This window comes from Photobacterium sp. 270122K (genome assembly GCF_059941365.1).
In genome coordinates this window covers 162228-182496 of record NZ_JBPOEN010000012.1, presented here as the reverse complement: position 1 = coordinate 182496, position 20269 = coordinate 162228, and the positions used below count along the sequence as shown (strand labels likewise).

At 41.8% G+C, this 20269-nt stretch carries 9 protein-coding genes and 2 pseudogenes; 9 read left to right on the top strand and 2 right to left on the bottom strand.

The features are described 5' to 3' along the window. Window positions 1-324 precede the first annotated feature (324 nt). Window positions 325-1251, top strand: a pseudogene (locus ACSF8W_RS19825) (IS5 family transposase). Window positions 1252-1311: 60 nt separating this feature from the next. On the opposite strand, the pseudogene ACSF8W_RS19820 reads toward ACSF8W_RS19825, so the two are convergent. Further along, window positions 1312-1656 (bottom strand): annotated as a pseudogene (locus tag ACSF8W_RS19820) (transposase); the annotation flags it as partial. A 534-nt stretch (window positions 1657-2190) separates the two neighbouring features. Here ACSF8W_RS19820 and dpdE point away from each other — a divergent pair. The 8 genes from dpdE to ACSF8W_RS19780 are packed head-to-tail and all read left to right on the top strand — an operon-like array spanning window position 2191 to window position 18765. Next, the gene (dpdE, locus tag ACSF8W_RS19815) at window positions 2191-5280 is read left to right on the top strand and encodes a protein DpdE (protein WP_500848872.1); all 3090 of its coding nucleotides are present in this window, start codon (window positions 2191-2193) and stop codon (window positions 5278-5280) included. A gap of 2 nt (window positions 5281-5282) precedes the next feature. Beyond that, window positions 5283-7691 (top strand): protein DpdF, encoded by a 2409-nt coding sequence (gene dpdF, locus ACSF8W_RS19810; RefSeq protein WP_500848871.1) that lies wholly within the window; start codon window positions 5283-5285, stop codon window positions 7689-7691. Between the two features lie 5 nt (window positions 7692-7696). Beyond that, window positions 7697-8662 carry a protein DpdG gene (dpdG, locus tag ACSF8W_RS19805; protein ID WP_500848870.1) on the top strand — a complete coding sequence of 322 codons (966 nt, stop codon included), beginning with the start codon at window positions 7697-7699 and terminating at the stop codon, window positions 8660-8662. Further along, window positions 8659-11847, top strand: coding sequence for a protein DpdH (dpdH, locus tag ACSF8W_RS19800; protein WP_500848869.1), 3189 nt, complete (start codon window positions 8659-8661; stop codon window positions 11845-11847). Before dpdG ends, dpdH begins: the two co-directional genes overlap by 4 nt. Next, on the top strand, window positions 11837-12571 hold the full coding sequence (dpdI, locus tag ACSF8W_RS19795) for a protein DpdI (RefSeq protein ID WP_500848868.1): 735 nt from the start codon (window positions 11837-11839) through the stop codon (window positions 12569-12571). The genes dpdH and dpdI overlap by 11 nt, the downstream gene beginning before the upstream one ends. Further along, window positions 12571-17004: a protein DpdJ gene (gene dpdJ, locus ACSF8W_RS19790; protein ID WP_500848867.1), complete on the top strand. Its 4434-nt coding sequence runs from the start codon at window positions 12571-12573 to the stop codon at window positions 17002-17004. The genes dpdI and dpdJ overlap by 1 nt, the downstream gene beginning before the upstream one ends. Further along, on the top strand, window positions 17001-17564 hold the full coding sequence (dpdK, locus tag ACSF8W_RS19785) for a phospholipase D-like domain-containing protein DpdK (protein ID WP_500848866.1): 564 nt from the start codon (window positions 17001-17003) through the stop codon (window positions 17562-17564). Before dpdJ ends, dpdK begins: the two co-directional genes overlap by 4 nt. Beyond that, window positions 17545-18765, top strand: a complete 1221-nt coding sequence (locus ACSF8W_RS19780; protein WP_500848865.1) for a hypothetical protein — start codon at window positions 17545-17547, stop codon at window positions 18763-18765. Before dpdK ends, ACSF8W_RS19780 begins: the two co-directional genes overlap by 20 nt. Before the next feature lie 186 nt (window positions 18766-18951). Here ACSF8W_RS19780 and ACSF8W_RS19775 read toward each other — a convergent pair whose 3' ends face one another. Continuing rightward, window positions 18952-20262 (bottom strand): ABC transporter substrate-binding protein, encoded by a 1311-nt coding sequence (locus ACSF8W_RS19775; protein ID WP_500848864.1) that lies wholly within the window; start codon window positions 20260-20262, stop codon window positions 18952-18954. Window positions 20263-20269 lie beyond the last annotated feature (7 nt).

The window sequence follows — 20269 nt, the reverse complement described above, 5'->3', positions numbered from 1 at the left end:
TGAGGTCGAATAAGGCCTCACTGCTTAATTGCGCGCTTACGTTAGCTCCGCTTCTTGCATTAAGCGTTGAACTTTAAACCATCCAATGCTGTAGTCGTTATCGCGCATCATCATGAGTGTACGACTGCCCGCCGAACTACGGCTTTCAGTAAAAAGTCGTTTGATTTCGCTGAGTAATCCGATGCGCTCAACGTCTATAGCATGGTGGCATTGCCGATACTCGTAATAGCTTGAGGGTGAGATATGGCTTTGTTGACTAAATCTCTCTGAACTATCTTCTACTATCACGATCTGATCTGGTACACCTTGTACTGGACGAAATAGATGAAGAAGAACAAAGCCACTTACCGAACGCATAACTGGAAAGAATACAACCAGGCTCTTATCAACCGAGGTTCGCTTACTTTTTGGATCGATGAAGAGGCGATTAAAGCTTGGAATTGCTCAATTCATCATGGTCGGCGAGGTCGAGGTTTCCAGTATTCTGATACGGCAATAACAACGGCACTGATGGTGAAGAGTTTCTTTCTCTTATCACTTCGTTCACTGCAAGGTTTTATGGACTCGGTTTTTACCTTAATGAATGTCCCTTCAAAGTGTCCTAATTACAGCAGTATTAGTAAAAGGGCCAAGACAGTCGGTATCAGTATCAAAATGCCAGTCAGGGGGCGAAATTCGTCACCTAGCCATTGATTCAACGAGCCTCAAAGTATTCGGTGAAGGTGAGTGGCATATGAAAAAATACGGTAAGGACAAACGACGAGTATGGAGAAAATTACACATTGCCGTTGATGCTGATACCCATCAAATTGTCGTGGCCGAACTCTCCCTCTCAAATGTCGCTGATAGTGAAGTATTGCCAGAGTTACTTAACAAACTCACCGAAAAATTAAGGCTATATCGGGTGACGGAGCCTATGATTCCCGTCGGTGCGATCAAGCAATCATGAGTAAAAAAGCCAATGCACTGATACCGCCAAGAACAGGTGCAGCATATTGGGAGGATGGGCATCCAAGAAATCATGCTGTGGCGAACCAACGAATTCATGGCTGTAATCAACATTGGAAATCCATATCAGGCTATCATTCTCGTTCAATCTCCGAGACGGGTATGTCTCGTTATAAGAAACTGATCAATCCCTCGTTGTCGATGAGAGATTATGATGCACAAGTAGCAGAGTCTTACGCTGGTGTTAGAGCGTTAAATAAGCTCACAAGGCTAGGTATGCCTGAAACACGGCGAGCAGATTAACCGCTCGTAAAAATGGGAGTTCTCTGCTCAGAATCTGAATTGATCAACAAAGCCGTGAGATACCGAAAACGGAGCAGACCAATTTAACTGGTCTATCAGCGAATACGTTCTGTAATCATCCCACAATCAAAAGAGTTGTAGCCTTTTTAATATCGATTCTTCCCGTTCCAGATGGTTAATGCGCGCTTGGGGTTCCTGAATTTGTTGTTGCTCAGGGGTTAGCGCTTTTCTTGATGGCGTTTGGCTACCACGTTCTGTTTTTAACTGGGTTACTCATCGGCGAAGGATGTTTTCACTCACATTTAGTGATCGGCAAGCCTCCGAAAAAGTGTAGCCTTCATCCAGAACCAGACTGGCAACTTCAAGCTTAAATTCAGCAGAAAAAGTACGACGTTGTTTTGTCATGAAACACCTCTAAAACTAGGCGGTAACTCTACCACTTAAAATAATATCCCTGGAGTATTAAATTACTTTATTCAGAACACTGATCATGAGATAGATTTAAACCTATTTAGTCACTGAAGAGCGGATAACTATAGCTAAAGACGGATTTTGGTTGTGATTTTTTACTTGTTACTGATTTCCTCATCAGTTGTGCGCGTTGTTTCCTTGTTGTTTATGTTGTTGTTTTTTTGTTAAATTTGGAGGATTTATATCTGGTTATATTTAATATAACTGGATTGTAAGGCGTTATGTCTTGTGAATTATTTATAATTGCCGGTTACTATCAGAGGCGAACTAAAATGGAACATATTTAGTCTACCTGGCTAAAATGGTAACGATTAGTGTTATTATTGACGGTTGTTCTAGGGTTTATGTGGTATTTTTGTGATTGAAAATCGTTTTTACTGATTGTTTGTGCTGTATGATTTATATATTTCGATGTCAATTTGACATGCTTGGTTCTGAAGCCTTGCATATACATTTTTTGAGGTATCTATGTGTTCGGTAAGGGTAGGATCGCTAGTAAAGAGCCCAGCATCCTTTAGCGGTATTGGTAAAATTGTATCAATTAATGCTCAAGAGCAATCTGCGATAATTGGTTTCTTTGCGTCTCCACTAAGGCCCTATGCCAACACGATGAATGTGCCGGCAACTGAGTTACGTTCGGTGACTTCTCTTGGACTTAATACAGAGGTGTTTGTGCAGTTCCCTGGTTCTCATTCATGGAAAATGGGGCACTACCAAGGGGAAAGACCAAATGAGCAAGCGCTCATCTCCTTTTCTCGAGAGATGAAAGGTGTTTATGATCTCGGTGATTTATTCATTCCTAATGCTTATCCTGGCGAGAAATTTGTTGTTGAAGAATTTTTGAAAGGGCAAGGCACTTCATCCCCTTTTTTGTGTAATGCATTAGCGAATTTCTATAAAGAGTATTTTGCTCAGAGACGTTCTTGTCGTTCAATTTCAGCGTTGCTGTCGAGTTCGGTTGAGTTAGAAAAGCATCAATTGGCCGCTGTCTATGAAGTCCTTAAGGACTCAGAAAAGAAATATTTGCTGTGTGATGAAGTTGGTCTAGGTAAGACGATTGAAGCCGGTTTTATCATTCGTCAGCATGTATTAGAGCGAGGACGAGAATCAAAGGTACTTGTATTGGTTCCTGAGGCACTGACTCATCAATGGGTGAGAGAATTATCAGATCGTTTCCATCTTGGATCGTTACTCAATACAGATGAAGATAATGCTGATCCAAATATTCATATTTTGACCTATGCTCAGGCGCTGACGTACACATTCGACCCAACGATGGTGGTTATTGATGAGGCGCATCAAATTTCAAGTTATCCATTTAATGGGAAATGGTTAGAGAAAGAGCAATTTATTGCTATTTCTAAGCTTGCCAATCATTCATGTGTAACTCTGTTGCTAACGGGGACGCCGATGGCTGGGCACGATTCAGCTTATTTGGCATTGCTGCACTTATTGAATGCCAATGACTTTCCATTGACCGATAGAACGATTGAACTGTTCAATGAGTTACTGCCTATTCAAGATCGAATTCGTGAGTTAATCCGTATCTTTGTACCTGAGAATGAAGACTTTCTTCTTTATACTTCACTCAATGACTTATTGGATCTGGATATTGGAGACCCTAACTTAGAAGTAATGGTAGAAGCGTTGCTTCCTCAGGTTAACATGTTTGCACTTGAAAAAGACCTTGAGTTACGTGATCGTCTCATCGGTGAGTTGTCGTCTTATTTGAATAATAAGTGCCTGTTTAGTTACCGAATGATTCGTACCTCGAGATCAACAGGTCTATTAGATAATGACGTTAATGAAATTGAAAACCTGTTCCCAGGCCTAAATCCTGTTCAAACGGTTACATGGAATGCACCAAATAATGAAGCTTACCTAGATGAGCATTTTGAACAGTATCGCTCTGAAATGGTGGGCAATGACGCGTTTAAGCAATTGAACATCTCACAGTTTAAGCAGTTAGTTGAAGCATTGCTAACCAGTCCAATTTCTTTCAAATCAGCAGTTGATCGCTATCTGAAAACAGTGACTTGTACCAGTGATGAACTTTCTCATTGGCAGTATATGCTAGAGCAATTAGATTGCGAGCAATTAAGCAAAAACAAAGCAACGGCATTTGCGCTAACAAAATGGTTAGAGGATATGCCTGACGGTAAGGCGGTCATTTTTTGCGGAGATTGTTTAACTGCCGACAATGTGTATCAGTTCCTTATTGATAATATTTCAACTGGCGTAGAACGTCATCAACAAGGCAAAACTCCTGCTTTTGTTTCCGATAGCGCGGTAAGAGTCTTGGTCTGTGATGAAAAAGGTGAAGATGGGTTGAACCTTCAGGGACAGCGTCGTTTAGCAATACATTATAGTATTCCAATGTCAATCAGTCGTATTGAACAGCGTAATGGCCGCTTAAATCGATACAGTGCTCTGTCGACTGGCGTAAACCCTATCGATACCATGATTTTATCGACGGAGCGAGAGTCTCTATATAGTAAGTGGGTTCAGGCTTTGACGATGGGTGTTGGTTGTTTTTCTCACTATCGTGCCAATATTCAAGATGAAATTGATACATTGCTAAACCAAGAAGTGTGGCCAGGGGTTTGGGAAGAGGGCTACCTTGCATTTGAAGATGCTGAAGTAAAGCTAAAAGATAAGACAAAGCAGACGTATGAGCACTTAGATATTATCGCTAAGCTTGCAACGGTAGATATCGATGCTGAAAAGGCAAAGTATCTATTAGCGCAGATGCGCCAAGATGATGAGAAGTTTGAAGAGTCTTCTGCACTTACTGAGTGGATCACACAAGGTATTTTATTCCAAAAGCTTCGTGGTGAAACTCAAGACCTTTATCGTTTTAAATATGCGTCAGGTTTGACCAAAATGCGATCGTCGACGTTAATCGACAAATGTATTGTTGGTCTTGATATTGAAGCATCAGATTACTCATCGCCAGTGACTCAAGAATTGTCCCTTTCACGGGTGAATAGTGTGAGGAATGGCAGTTACCCATTACGATATGGGCAGCCTTTTGTTGATGCGATTGCTGAGGCTTCTTTACTGTCACCGCTAGGGAACTGCAGCGCCATTATCCGTCAGATCCCAATTAAGCAAGAACCATCGCTGTATTTTATTCCGCAATGGTTAGTCGAAGGTGAGGCGTACACTGCATCTGAACAAATCGCGGTTGATTCCCAATATCCACCGGTTGTTTTCCAAGAGGTGTTTGGTGAAAATGGCAAGCCTACAGCGCAGAATATGGCGACCTTGGTTAAAGCGGGATACAGCACGAAACAATCTCTAGTAGAGATTGGTAGTAGTTCTGTACCTTATCAAGACACGAACATCAGCATCCAATCGGATGTTAATAATACAGATGTATGGCAGTTGGTTGAGCAACTCGTCGATAAAAACCGGTTTGTACTCGCTTTTGAATTAGTACTAGAGCGTAGTAAGGCTAATGCCATTGAACAATTTCAGCAACAAAGTGAACTGGGTAATGTTGTTCCTAAAGCGAAATTGCTCACAGTTAAGTATGTGCTGCTTATTGGAGCTTAGATATGCAGTTTTGTGAATTTTTCCCTAGCCATTTATTAGGCAAGCTAAAACAAGAAATTGATGTTTTTTATGATTCTCAGTTTAAGAGTCGCTTGTTACAGGCGCTGGATTCTTCAGACCTGACACTTGCCGAGTTTTGGTACTTGGTCAAAGATCTTTTGGCGACGGAAAAAAATCCAGAGAATGCTCAGTTGATACTTGGATTTAAGCCAACGTCAGAACAATTTCAGTTAGCTGTTGAGACCGGTTTAAAGTTCGATGCTACGTCTAACGCTATTGTTATGCAGAGCAATGCTGTAGATGTATATGCAAAGTCTGTATATCAGCAAGTCATTAAACGTTACTCTGAACAACCGCCCCATGATCCGATATTGGCACAGTTAAACCTACCGTTTGATACTTATACAACACCGGCTCAACGTGAAGCAGTAAGATTGACACTTGTCTCAAAGCCAGATGCGACCGTGATTGTGAACTTGCCAACCGGTTGTGGTAAGACACTCATTACCGAAACGCTAACGGCTTTCAGTCGTTCAGATGAGTTAACTGTCGTGGTAATACCCACGACAGCCCTTGCTTTAGATCAAGCGAAGCGCATGAGGAAATCCATCACCAGAATGGGGTATCAACCTTGTATAGAGTATGCTTGGCGTGGTGAATTAAGCAAGGATGCTAAAGCGCAAATCAAAGCTGATATTTTATCCGGGAAGCAGAGAGTATTATTTGTTTCACCTGAGTCTATGGTAAGTGGAATCTTACCGACTCTGTTTAAAGCGGCTGAAGCGAAGATTCTCAAGAATATCGTTTTTGATGAAGCACATTTGATCGATACGTGGGGTGATGACTTTCGTCCAGAGTTTCAAAAGTTGGGGGCGCTTTTACAAGCACTGAAAAAGAAAGGCGGATGTTTTAGAAAGGTATTCTTATCTGCGACATTTACGGATCAGTCCTTAGTAACCATTAAAGCATTGTTTGGTGATCCCCAAACGACGCCTACTTTGATAAATGGCGCTTTCTTACGCCCAGAGCCGATTTGTATAAAACAAGAAGTTTCACGAGAGAATTATATTCATACGGTGGTCGAAAAGGTACTTAGCTCACCTAAACCTCTAATTGTGTATGCTTCGACAAAACAAGAGTGTAACGATATTTATCAGCACCTCAGGGATAAAGGTGTTCGTAGAGTTCGATTGTTCACGGGTGATACCGTCGATAACCAGCGCCTAGAAGCGATTGAAAAGTGGGATGCCAATCATTTAGACATTATTGTTGCCACGAGCGCGTTTGGTGTCGGGATGGATAAAGGTGACGTGAGAACCGTGCTTCATGCGGGCTTAAGTCAGAATATCGACAGTTATTATCAGGAAATTGGACGAAGTGGGCGAGACGGCAAGGCATCGTACTGTGAGATGATCTACCACTCGGGACAACTGAATTACCGAGGGCGTAGTAGTACAATTGGTATCGAATTAGGTTTCGAACGATGGAACGCGATGTGGCGAGATCGTGCTGAGGTTGGGGATAATTTATTTGAGGTTAAAGTCAGTTCTCAAGCATGGCACATTACAAGAAAGACAGATGCCAACGCGACATGGAACTGGAAAACGTTACTGTTGATGCAGCGAGCAGGTTTGATCCGTTTATCTTACTCTGATGCTTCAAATGTACCAGATCATGAAGAAGGATGGGAAGCATTCTGGGCTGACTTTACCAATAAAGTGGTGGTAGACGTTATCCATGACAGACATGTCATTAAGGATACATGGGAAGAAGTCGTTAACCCACATCGAAAGCAAGAGAATCATGTGCTTAAGCGACGTTCTGAACTTCTTTTAGAATGGGTAAATGATCGACAATTTCTGGGCGATATATTGCAACAGAGTTTTAAACTGGACAACTTTATGCCATTAAAAATATGCGGACGCAGTGATATAGAAAATGGCAGAGCGCTCGATAAAATGCTAATTGGTGATATTTATACCGTATCGCAACCGAGTGACACATCGAATGGGTTACGACAGTTTTACTTTGAATTAACCCATGATGCTGTTGAGCTTGTTGTTAGTGTGTTTAAACAAGCGGTAAATAGAGGAGAAGTATCAACTATTGTTTGTAGTGAGCGGTTTTTACAGCGGGCAAAACCTTATCTTGATAATTTTTCAAATAAAATATGGTTTTATATTCCTTTTAGTGCTTATGAAAACAATGAACAATCGCTTTATGAGTACGGTAAGTTTATCGTACAGGATGACATTACCCTACAGTCAGATTTAAAGGTACCTTTTACCTTCATGGAAAAATTTTCTAACTATTACGTTGGCAACTCAGACTTAAAAGATCCACAAAACATCTATCGAAAATGGTGGCAGTCGAGTAACAATATTCAAAATATTACGATTGAAGCGAATTAATAAAAATGGCAATTATTAACAATGCGAATCCTGGCAGTCACATACCCACGCTACTGCTGATTGATGAATTACTTAATGCGGCTAAGGCGAAAAAGAATGATGCGGTGACGCCAGCATCAAAGATTTTAAATGCAACGATGCCAGAAGCGTTATATTTGAACCCTAATGCTAAAAAGAAGATGAAAGAGTCTCTAGCATTTTGGGGGGGATATAGACTGTGGGATGTCAGTGAATTATCTAATGAAAAAGGTTACTCTTCAGTCAGTTTGTTTTCAAATCACTCGAACTTGTCTAAGCGTATTTTAGACCTTATTTCTAATGAATATGTTCAAGATGGAGAGTTATTGGTTCCGTTAGAACGCTATTTTAACGATGACAAGTTATCAAAAGACTTTTCTATATTCATTTTAGCTATGTGTTTTTTCTTGTATCAAGAAGAATATACATTCAAGAGTAATATGCCATTTACTCAAAAATCCGCATATGAGTTTATGTTAAGCAGTGTTTTGCCAGACGCTAACCGTATAACATACAACAATGAAGAATCAAAGGGCGTAATTAATTATGGCCAGATGCTTGGATTTATCGAACCTGTTGGAAATGACGATTATATTCCTGATCCAACACGATTTATCCAATGGTATCTTGAAGATATTTTTAAAGGTTGTAATGAATTAACCATTCAAGAGTTTTTAAATAAATTGAATCAAGTGTTACCTATTTTTGATACAGGAGCATATCAAAAAGAATTACCACAGTATTTAAATACTAAACGACCTGAGTTAATCACTTTCAACGGAGATATTCGTCTTTCGTCGTCAATGAGTCTCGCTCTTTACCGTTTAGAGTCGATGAATATGCTCTATTTAGAGGCGCGATCAGACAGTCGTGAGCGCTTTGAACTTACGTTGCCCGGTTCGACCGTTAAGCATGTGACAAATATCAAATTTATTGGTGCGAAGCAGAAATGACAATCCAAGCATATTGGCCAAGCCTTGAAAATATTGAAAACTGCATTTTAAGTGAAGCTGAGCGCCTGAGTGACAAGTTGCTTTTAGCTGTACACCACCCGATGAAGTTGGTGGCAACGCAATATGGTTCAAACGACACCATCGTTAAGACACAACAAGACTTGTTGGAGCAGTTGTTAGAACATAACCATATCATTCCTTTACTTGGAGAGTCAGGCAGTGGTAAGTCGCACCTTGTGCGATGGTTACATGCGGTCGCGAACAATCATCCTAAAGCCAAGCAAGAGCAATGGCATATTATTCGTATACCCAAGAATGCGAGTTTATCCCAAGTGCTGGAAATTATGCTTCGCAATCTTGAGGGTGAAGTCTTCGATAGTGCCAGAGAGCAAATTGGTAAGGTCGCAAATTCACTCAGTCATGAGACAACAACAAGCTTACTGTTTGCCCATATTGTAGAAGCGTTCAGAGAAGTACCTGCTGAGATACACAAGAAACATCAAGCGTTTGAGTCCACAGGGAAGATGACGAATGAAATTGGCAAATCATTCATGACTGAAATGTCCTTTGCGAACGAACTTCAACATTTTTTTGATGACCCTCATATCAAAGCTCGATTTTCCGGCAAAGAATCAGTGATTAATAATCGTGTTGCGAGACTGATTGAGATTCGATCGTATGCGGAACTCTTAGAAGATAAATTCGAACTCATTGATGAAGACTTTAAGTTTTCAAGTGGTGATGAGGTGTCGAATCAGTTAGGAGCAAGGGCAAGAAGGGCATATGCCCAGCTTCAGCTAGAGTCTGACGCTTCCAAGCGCCAGATGGCTGCGAAAATGACCAACAAAGCTGTTGAACGTGCTTGTAAACTGATGTTTAACCGTTTGTTCCAGTTTAGTACCGGCAGTTTCCAGGATTTGTTTAAGGAGATACGAAAGCATCTACTTAAAAAAGGCATGACTTTGGTGGTGTTAGTCGAAGACCTTGCTGCTATTTCTGCAATTGACGACGTGTTGATTGAGAGTCTATTGGAGCAAGATAAGGATGATGGTGTTCAAGTTCTATGCCCGATGAAGTCAGTTATTGCTGCTACCGATGGTTTAGAAAGTTACCAAAGTCACCGAAGCACAATTTGGACGCGAGGTCGCTTTGAATGGCGCTTGCCATCAGATCTCGATGTGGCTAATTTCCCTGAGCTTAAATTTACTACCGATGATGTGGTTAATTTCTGTGCGCGTTATATCAACACTGCTCGTTATGGTATAGGTGCAGTTGAGCAACTCATCGATGTAAAAGAGACCGAAACGACGTTGAGTGCGTGGGGAATGGATCTTGATGAATCAGAATTAAAGGTATTAAATGACTTTGGGTATGCTCAAATCCCATCAATATCCGACAGTGCTGTAATGACGGAAATTCCGCTGTTCCCGTACAACCGACAAGCCATTACTAAACTCACTCAAAAACATGTGTTTAATGGTAATAATGTTCGGTTTAACCCTCGTGTTGTGATTCAAGAAGTAGTGTTGGCGATTCTTCGTGATCACAGGGTACGTTTTACTCAAAATGCGTATCCAAGCGCATGGTTCGAGGGGCAGTTAAGTGAGTTCCGAAATGATGAGACGGCAATACATATTAACCGCCAGATTCAGAACGAGGATATGGCCCGACGTCTGATTGGTTTCATGTCCTTGTACTCTGATGCTGTGACAAGTGACGCTTGCTTTAAGCAAGTGAGCAGAAGACAGGCAGAGATTTTTGGCCTAGATGCACACCTGTTCCCCAATGAAATCTCACTTGAGGCGACTGGCAAAGTGATTGTAACGTCGGGTAGTGGGCGTACAGTAAAAACCGCGCAAGATGGTGCTAGGTCTGTGGATAATGACCGAAAAAATAAAACTATGCCGGAGAGGAGAGATGAACCTCCTCAAGTGAGTCCTGATCAAAAGTTAGTTACGTTGGTTGACGATTGGTTTGCAAGACGTTCTCCGCTTGGCCAAGATCTTAGCAATAGCTTACGAAAAGCGTTGTTACAGATGATTGAACGTCATAAGGGCGTATTAGACTATTCATTAAATACATCTAATGTATGGGGTCCAAAGAAGAGTTTAGTACAGGCATTTTTGACCAGTGGAAAGCTAACGTTAATTAATCTGCCTGGCTCTCGTTCAAATCCATCAAACACACAAATCAATTCATTTGGTGATAAAGAGTTATCTGACTCTCTGGATTCCCTACACCTGAAAAAGCAGATGTTAGCGATTTTACGTCATGCACAGAAAAACGAAAAAGACGTTAACGTGGGTTGGTCCTACGATCAAGGTTTAGAAGATTACGCACATTACATGCAATTCGCCCAAAAATGGGTACCACTTGCAATCAAACGATGTGTTGAATTAGCAAAACAAACCGCTCATGATCCTTTAAGTCGGCATGTTGCTCTAGCGAACAGTATGGGGTTTGATTTATCGGGTATTGAAAAAGCGCTTAATCAATTGGTGAAGACATCGATCCAGATAAAAAGTGAATTGCCTCCAGCCATAAACCACCGTCATACAGAGGTCTATGATAAATGGCTTGTTGAGTGGGATGAATTGCGCGCTAAGTGGTTAAATACCATGTTAGTCGGTACAAATAATGCGGTGCATCCAATAGACTTTTCTTGTGCATATACTAAAAGAGATAAAATAACCAGAAGTATATTAGATCTAAAACCCGTCATCACAGAAGTTCAAGCGAGTGGTGTCCTTTTAAGGGAGTATCTAGAGGGCACAGAAACAAAAGAAGAACTGCGTGAACTTCTCATGTCCATGCTTGAGGGATACAAAAATATCCCTGCTGAGATGGTACCTGATTATGAGGTGAGTCTAAACACGGTACGCGACAGGGTTAAAAAGTTAATTGACATTGTTACCTCAGGGACATCGAAATCAGTGCTTGCTCTGAATGGTACTTCTGACGATCCGGTGAAGTTGCTCAATAAAATCAGTGGGGCGGAATTAGAACTTTGGGTCAAAGTGCTTAATGATTGGAAAGGGATCTATCCAAAAGTGATTAAAGAGATCCAGAAGTTCAATCAAACCAATGGCGCAAATAAAATCGAGAACTACAAAGACGTGATTAATCAGCGTCTTTCAACCATTGAGAAATCACTTGAACAACTTGAGGTGCAACATGAGTCTTAAGAATCAACTCGCAGAGTTAAACAAAGAGATTGGATATTTTAAGGATAGCGCCAATCTCCAAGAGCAGAAAGAGGCTCTCGAGACGATCTCTAGGCGCATTGCAAGTCCATCCTCGACGATTGAGACTGAGGCCAGAAAAAAGGCATGCTTAAAGACGATTGAGAATATTGATTTATATTGTGATGGTGGAGATCTCGCACTCACACACGCTAAGCAATGTTATCAAGCATTGAAAACGTTGTGGGATGAAACGCAAGACAAAAGCTTAAGTGATGAAGCGAATACGCTTTATGAATTGACTCAATCGCTGGGTAAAGTCGCGGAACTATTCTCTGCAAACCATCAATCAATATGGCTTGAGTGGGCGGATGAACAAAAAGGTTTGGCGAATGTAAACGAAGTGATTTTAGAACAGCAGAAGTCCGTGCATCGTAATATTGATTTGTACAATAACTATACGCGTGCAAAGAAAGAATTCGATAGTCAGATGGATGGTTTCACGTTTGATCAGGGGCAATTGTTACGCATTCAACGTTTTGCTAAGCAATGTGCCGAGTTCAAGTCTCAGATGAATACAGAAGCACTGCCAGAAGGTGTAAAGAAACTGTTTGATACGTTAAATATGGTGGGAGCGGTAGCATTTGTCTCTATGCTGACACCTGAAGTCATGGACTGGTTAGAAAAGAACAATAAACTCGATACATTGATGGTAAAACAAAGATAATGACCATAATCGATAAATATAAGCTCATTGAAGCACTGGATAAAATTGAAGACAAGGAATCTGAGTTATTGGCTTGGGGGGACGTAGAAGTATTCTCTAGCCGCGCGGAAATTGAGTCTAGCCTCAAAGATGTCGGGATTTCTGATTATTATGTGAACGATTATTTTGACGCTCTTATAGAGCGTCGTTTTATCTTTCCGATTGATAATGGTGTCTATCGAACACGAATGGCAGAGACGGTGCGCTTGCAAGTATTGTCTCGCCAGTGGTTCTCTAAACAAGAAATTGAGGACGCTAAACCGCTAATCTCGGACTTTCGTTTTTTAAAGCGACCGCGCCAATATCCAAAGCGAGATAACGATGCACAAGCGTTAATTTCTCAATGGGAGAAAAAGAATCTATTTCAGTCATCGAATGAGAAAGCCATTCTTAGTAGTTTATTGAAAAAAGGAGATGACTGGTTTCAGTTGTCAGGGTTTCAGGTGCGCTCGACAGAGCGCATCCTTACAAAATATGAGCAGCATAGACGTAAAAGGGCTTATCATCCTAGCGCGACGATTGTTTGTGCCGGCACTGGTAGCGGTAAAACACTCTCTTTTTACCTACCTGCGATGACTAAACTGGCATCCGATTTAATTAATGATGATGATCGGCGAGTACGCATTCTTGCGATTTATCCTCGTAAAGAACTTCTGAAAGACCAGTTTTCGGAAACCTATCGAGAAGCACGTAAGTTGGATGGTTTCTTAACATCCAAAGGTAAGCGAAAAATCACCATTGGCACGTTTTATGGTGATACGTTATCTGAGCGTTATGCAGAGGATGGTGCGGTATTTGGGCCAATGGTTTGCCCAAAACATGATTGTGGTGGCATCCTAAAGCTCAATAAGCAATCAAAGCAGGTGGTTTGCTCGAGTTGTCATGCGATTCTTTCTTCCGAGGAAGTCATCACCACACGAGAAGGTGCTCAAAAAAATCCCCCTGATATCCTTTTTACAACAACAGAAATGTTGAACCAGCGTCTTAGTGACAAGAATTTCAATCAGCTTTTTGGTGTAAACGACAGTAACATTGCTATACCTTTGGTTTTGCTTGATGAGGTGCATACTTATGAAGGTAGTAGCGGAGCGCAAACCTCATTTCTATTGAAACGCTGGATGGCATTTAGCAGTATTAAGCCCCATTTTGTTGGTTTATCTGCAACGCTTGCTGATGCAAAGAACTTCTTTGCGGATCTTACTGGCACCTTGCCCCAAAATACCGAATTGGTTGAGTCATTTGAGCGAGAGATTGAGGAAGAAGGTGCTGAATATCTATTAGCACTTCGTGGAGATCCTGCCTCTCAAACAGGTCTTCTTTCTGCAACGATTCAGGCTACGATGCTTGGAAGTCGTATGCTGGATACCCATGTTGGTGCCCAGAGAAATATATCGCACGATGTATTTGGTCAAAAGGCTTTTGTGTTTACCGATGATCTTGATGTTATTAACCGTCTTTACAACGATTATTTGGATGCAGAAGGTAAGCAAGACTTTTTTGGACAATTACGGCCGAGTTTAAGAAATGAAAAGCCGTTAGCTTATTTGCGTTCTTCTGACAATACGAATTTCTCACGAGCGCTTAAGCGTCAACTAGGGCAAGACTGGTTTGCTACTGAGGATATTGGTCACAATCTTGAACAAGCTAACATTGTTGAACGCACATCTAGTCAGGATAGTGGTGTTAACCAAGGTGCAAATGTGGTTGTTGCAACCGCTTCATTAGAAGTTGGCTATAACGATCCTACAGTAGGTGCTGTAATTCAACATAAAGCGCCAAGAAACGTAGCATCTTATCTACAGCGTAAGGGACGAGCTGGGCGTCGACGCGGTATGCGACCGTGGATGTATACTATTTTGTCTGATTTTGGCCGAGATAGGATTGCCTTTCAGCAGTATGAGCAACTCATTGACCCTAAAGTCAGTACCACTAAGTTGCCGATAGAAAATTCGCATATTCATAAGATGCACGCCTCTCTTGCTACCTTGGAGTGGTTTGTTAAAAATGACCATCAGCTAAAATGGTTAAATATTTGGAGCGCATTGAAAGACCCACAGAAAAATGCAGAAAGGCTCGAGAATTTACATCGCGCAGTGAGTGAATTGTTGGACAACCCTTCAAAGATAGCGCAATTAACCACCCACATAAAAAATACGCTGGGGCTGAACGATGAGCAAGTTAAAGTGGTTATGTGGGCTCCACCTCGTTCAATAATGATGTCTTTTCTTCCTGAACTTGAACAAAATCTCGCATATAGTTGGGGAGCAAGAGGTCAGTATTGGCAGGGAATTGGCGATGGTAATTCAGGGCCAATGCCTAAATACATTGCATCTCAGTTGTTTTCTGGACTCAACACTCAAGGTCTATCGGTTGTACTGGATCGCTCGACTAAGAATGAAGAATGCTATAAACGAGAAAACATGGCTTTCTTTCAGACTCTTAAGGAGTTTGCTCCGGGGCGAATGTCTAAACGTTACACGGTTAAGGCGTTGAATGTACCGGACTGGTTGGTACCTGTAAATTTCGAACCCACGCCAGGTCAGAAAGACATTTTAGGGTTTGATATTGAAGATGCTTTCGGTGATGTAAGCAAACAAGTGTTGCAAGATTATGTCGAGTTTGATGGCAACCAAATAGCAGTTTATCAGCCTAGGTTCGTTAAAACCACGCGAGCGATGAACAAAACGCTTACTAATAAAAGCAGTAGCGTTCTTCAGTGGCACTTTGATATTCGTGAGCCTTCGATCAGTAATTTGACACCGGTACCGAAAAATAGCGAATGGTTTGAAGTGTTGAAGTCTATCGACTTTTTTACACATGACCACTCCACGTCAGTAGAATTGATTCGATTTTGTACAGGAGCAAAAGCAAATATTCCATTTGCTCAAAAAAATCTAGATCCAGCAAACATATTTTTTCAATGGCAACAGAAAAATGCGCAAGTTGCTATAGGGACTAAATTGTGGGTCGATAGTGCGAAATTTAGTTTTGAGTTTTCTGAGGAGAAAATTCAACAGTTGCTCTCGCATAACGATAACCAGAAAGGTCTTTATTATCAGTATTTACATGACACTTTTCTAAATTCAGACCAGTTCGAACATGAGTACTTCTTGGCGAACTGGATATTTGAATGTGTTATATCGGCATTGTTTGTAATTTGTCATGAAAGAAAATTAGCACTGAATGATGCCTTTGAAGTCCTTTGTTCACCTACTGGTAAACAATTGTTGCTTGAGGTGGTGAATGGTATGTTCCAACGCCGTAGCACAGAGGTTGGGGATGAAGAGCAAGGTTTACATCAGCGTCTATCAGACTATTTTGAAAGTGATTCCAACATGAGCGCAGTTAGGTGTGCACTTGACCTTGACCCTTGTTACGGGCAATCGGAGCGCTATTTTGAGTGGGGCAAAAAGGTTCTAGGGCAGACTTTGTGCGGGGGTATTAATGCGATGTTCTTGAAGTTGGTATCTGATGTCTCGGAGCAGTCATTTAATCTCGATCATAGTTGGGAAGGGGGTAAATTAAACATCTGGTTGAATGAAAACGAAGTCGGTGGGATTGGTTATATCACTAAGTTCAGAGAGGCATATCGGGAAGATCCACTTCGTACGTTGGGTTATCTAAGTCATGCGTATGAGACTGGCGAGTATGAGCAGGTAAACTTTGATCTACAGCATTTCTTGTTAGAGTTATCTCAAAATCAAGTGTTGCAGCAGGGTGTAAATAATATTCGTTCGGCGAATAGTTTAGATGACCGTTCACAAGCGACAAAAGCGCTGAAGTTGCAGATCTCTCGATTAGGTATCTTACCTTCACATGCTTGGAATAGTGTGCTTTATTCTCGCATCCTGAAAAAAGGTGCTAATTCTTCTACGGATCAACGTCTTGTAGATTTGCTCGAGGAATGGAGTAATTACGAAGCGTGTGTTGATATCGAGATTCCATTGCATATTGTGGCTTATCTTGCAGTTCGTAACCTAGGAGGTACGCATAGCGACATTTATAGCAATAAAAACCGTATCCAGTCTCAATTATGGCAGCGTGGTGCAATGATCCGAGAGCAAGAGTTAGGTTTTTATAACCAGTTTAGCGCAGATAAAAATAAGACCGAACGCCTTCTGTTAACTCAAATTATCACTGCGAAAGATGTTCTAGTCGATTTCGATACTATTGGAACTTGGCGTAACAAACTATCAGCTGAGTTAAAATTATCAGGTAAGTGTATCTTGGTATTTAACGGTGGGGATAGGTCACAAGTAAAATCTGTGCTCTGTGAGTTAAATGTTAGCATGATTGAATACAATAAGATGATGTTCTATCCACGAATAACGAAAGTTCAAGCTCGTTTATCAGCAATGCATATCACGGTTGAAGTGAGGGATATCCTCCAATGATGATTCAAACAGAGCGCTCTATTGAGACAAAAGAAGCGATAGGTCGAGCCCATGTCAAAGATCTTCTCACCTCTATATTAGTGGGCGAGGCTTTAAACCCTGGAGAGATCTATATATTAAGCCCATGGATTTCTGATTTTCCTGTTTTAGATAATACATCTGGCAATTTTGATTCGATAAACCCTGCTTGGGGACACCGCCAAATTCATTTTTTTGAATTGTTGCAAAATTGTGTTGAAGCAGGTGCGACGCTGAAATTAGCCATTCGTGAAAACAGAGACAAAATATATTTGTTAGAGCAAGCGTTAAAGAACTATCCGAGCCGATTTGTGGTCGCTGAACATAAAGACTTACACGAAAAGGGTTTGCTCACGGATTCATGTTTGATACGTGGTTCGATGAACTTTACCTTTTTCGGTGCAAGTATCAATTTCGAAGGAATTACCTACACCACTAACCCGAGTGCGATTGCAGAAAAGAAAAACACGTATGAAGATTTGTACTTCTCCAACCTTGTTACAACGGTAGATGAGGAGGAATATGATGACTGGTTATTCTAATCAAATATTACAAGGCTTTTTCAAGGGTGAGAATAAGATCACCCCTAACAGTCAATGGCATGAAAAAGTGAACAATGCACAGACTCAACTGGAAAGTGGCAGTGCGATCAAATATATGGTCGGCTACCCTCAAGGTTCATCACCAAGTTTTTACATACTGTGTGATAGTGAAGAGTTAATGGAGCATACCAAAGATTGGTTAAATTGCGCTTTACCCCGCTATTACTGTCAGTTTGCACGCCCTTGTAAAATAGCAGAATATGACTTTGAAGGAGTATTACTTCAGCATTGGCCACATGGATTTCTCAAGGTTACAGTTTGGAGACGTGAGAGTGTAGGTATGGAGCAAGCCAAATACCGCATGTTTTTGCCAGAAGCGATGAAGCAGAGTCAAGAGGCGTTGAACAGGTTGATTGCTCGCTATCTGAGTTCGCCAGTGATTAATAGTAAGACCTCAAAACCAATTGGGATGCTGGTGAAAGGCTTCATTGATGCATACGAAAATAATGATCATGCATCGATGGTTGAGTATTATGATTTGATTGCGAGCAGTGAAGACATTGAGCGCCGCAACAAAGATACGTTGAAGTTCATGTTGCTTGAGGCAGAAGAGAAATGGGAACAGATCATTGAGTTTGCTCGTCAAAGAAATGTATCTGCTCAGGTTATTTCGAGTGGTGTCAGTGTAGCTATCATGCACGCTGTTATTTCACTGTCTACCGCAAGCGATAAAGGGATAAATTCGTTCGAATTAGACTGGCCTTCAATGTATGAAAGAGGTATTGAGTTTTTGCCCATTTTTACCAAACCACTGTTATTCGAAGGTGAGTATCATTGGAAATTTTGGGCTTTGTTGGCTCATTTATTCAAGATAGAGCAGGGGATGGATAGAGTAAGACATCATCTAGACGAAGGATGGTTGAACACTCTTGCTAAACAAGATACCAGTGTCAATGCGATACCGATAGATGTTACGACAGAGTTGGATTTAGCTATACAAGAATATGATAAGCCATCAGTCTTATTTGTGCTGAACTATGCGCAAACATGTCATGAATGTGAGTTAACTCAGATATATGCATGGTTGGATAGTATGCCATTAAGGCTAAAAATGGAGCTTAAACAAGACTATTTGTTTTACCGTCTGTGGGTCAAACTGGAAGAGAGTACTTTTTCCCTTTTACGTATGCAAGCATATTAGTATGGTGTGGTAGCAGCGCTTTAATTGACTCCTAAATAAGAACGTTAGCTTTATTAAGTTTATGAAAGTAAAGCTAGTGCAATTAAGCTGTGAGGCCTTATACGGCCTCACTTTACTTAACATTCGATGCCATAAAAAAACCGGCCGAAGCCGGTTTATATGGTGCTTGAGCGGTAGGTAAGCCTGTTACAGTACGGGCGTACAGTTGCAGTTCTCGCCATTGGTGCTCGCTTTGCTCTGCTGTTGCGGCGCATACCAGCGGTTTAAGCCACTTTGCAGGCGAGAGGTCGCCTGTGCCGGTGTCATTTCCCCTTTCATGACGGCCACGCTGGTGCTCCAGATCTCTTGTTCAAAGTTCGGGGTGCCGCGTGACAAAATCTGGCTGGAGCTTCGGATAGTGGAATCGCACTGTTCACGCCAACTCATCATCTCTTGCGCGACCGGATCTTTAATATCAAAGAAGTGGTTCGACAGTGAGAAAAAGCCAGATATTTCATTGGTCAGGATTTCAGCGAACTCGGCCGAGGTCATCCATTTTAAGAAGATTTCTGCCGCTTCTGGGTTTTTCGCTTTGGCGTTGATCCCCATGCCTAAATCAGTGTGATCACTGAAGTAACAGGCATCACCTTTTTTCTCGACAGGCGGCGGGAAAGCGCCCATGTTAAGCTTGCCTTGGAACGTTAGAATATCCCATGAACCAGCAGGGAAAACGGCGGCTTTGCCTTCTGCAAACAGGGTACGTGAGTCGCCGTAACCACGTTGGTCAGCATTGTCACCCATGTAGTTCGCCCATTTCGCCAGCGTACTAAAGGTTTGTTGGTACGGTTTACTGTCGATGCGCGCCGTGCCATCAATCAGCGCACCGCGGCCATCTTCCCCTTTCCAGTACGTCGGACCAATGTTTTGGAATGCCAGTGCATCGGTTTCCCAGCGGTCTTTCAGTCCCATCGCCAGCGGCAGGTAACCGGCCCGTTTGGCTTTTTCCAATACCCAGTAAAAATCGGCATTGGTCACGGGTTCATTCACACCCAATTCTTTGAAGATGTCTTTGTTATAAAAGAACCCGTGGATCACTGAGGCCATTGGCAAACAGAATGTCTGTGCGCCAGAGTCGGTTTGCCAAGGGGCTAAAGCAAAACTGGGAAAGTTTTCAATCCCTTCCATCTCGGTCACTTCTTTGAGTAACCCTTGCTGAAAGAGTGGCAACGCACCATCAAACGGTCGGCAAGCAAGCAGATCACCGGCTTGCCCTGTATTAATGCGCTGTTGCAAGTACCCGATAGGGTTGGCATTCCACTCGGCAATGTCTGCATCAGACGGTGACACGTAGTCGACTTGGATGTGGGGGTAGTGCTTGTTAAACGCAGGGATGATCTTTTCATTCCAAATAGCGTTATCTGCGCGCCAAGACTCGATGACAACACGTTGCTGGGCATGCGCGGCAGTCGCCAGCGAAAGCAGCGCGGCGATCATTGGGAGTAACGTTACTTTTTTCATACTGAAA

Coding starts and splice junctions, on each gene's coding strand:
- dpdI (WP_500848868.1), top strand. CDS start 11,837: ATGAGTCTTAAGAATCAACTCGCAGAGTTAAACAAAGAGATTGGATAT.
- dpdK (WP_500848866.1), top strand. CDS start 17,001: ATGATGATTCAAACAGAGCGCTCTATTGAGACAAAAGAAGCGATAGGT.
- dpdH (WP_500848869.1), top strand. CDS start 8,659: ATGACAATCCAAGCATATTGGCCAAGCCTTGAAAATATTGAAAACTGC.
- ACSF8W_RS19775 (WP_500848864.1), bottom strand. CDS start 20,262: ATGAAAAAAGTAACGTTACTCCCAATGATCGCCGCGCTGCTTTCGCTG.
- ACSF8W_RS19780 (WP_500848865.1), top strand. CDS start 17,545: ATGATGACTGGTTATTCTAATCAAATATTACAAGGCTTTTTCAAGGGT.
- dpdG (WP_500848870.1), top strand. CDS start 7,697: ATGGCAATTATTAACAATGCGAATCCTGGCAGTCACATACCCACGCTA.
- dpdE (WP_500848872.1), top strand. CDS start 2,191: ATGTGTTCGGTAAGGGTAGGATCGCTAGTAAAGAGCCCAGCATCCTTT.
- dpdF (WP_500848871.1), top strand. CDS start 5,283: ATGCAGTTTTGTGAATTTTTCCCTAGCCATTTATTAGGCAAGCTAAAA.
- dpdJ (WP_500848867.1), top strand. CDS start 12,571: ATGACCATAATCGATAAATATAAGCTCATTGAAGCACTGGATAAAATT.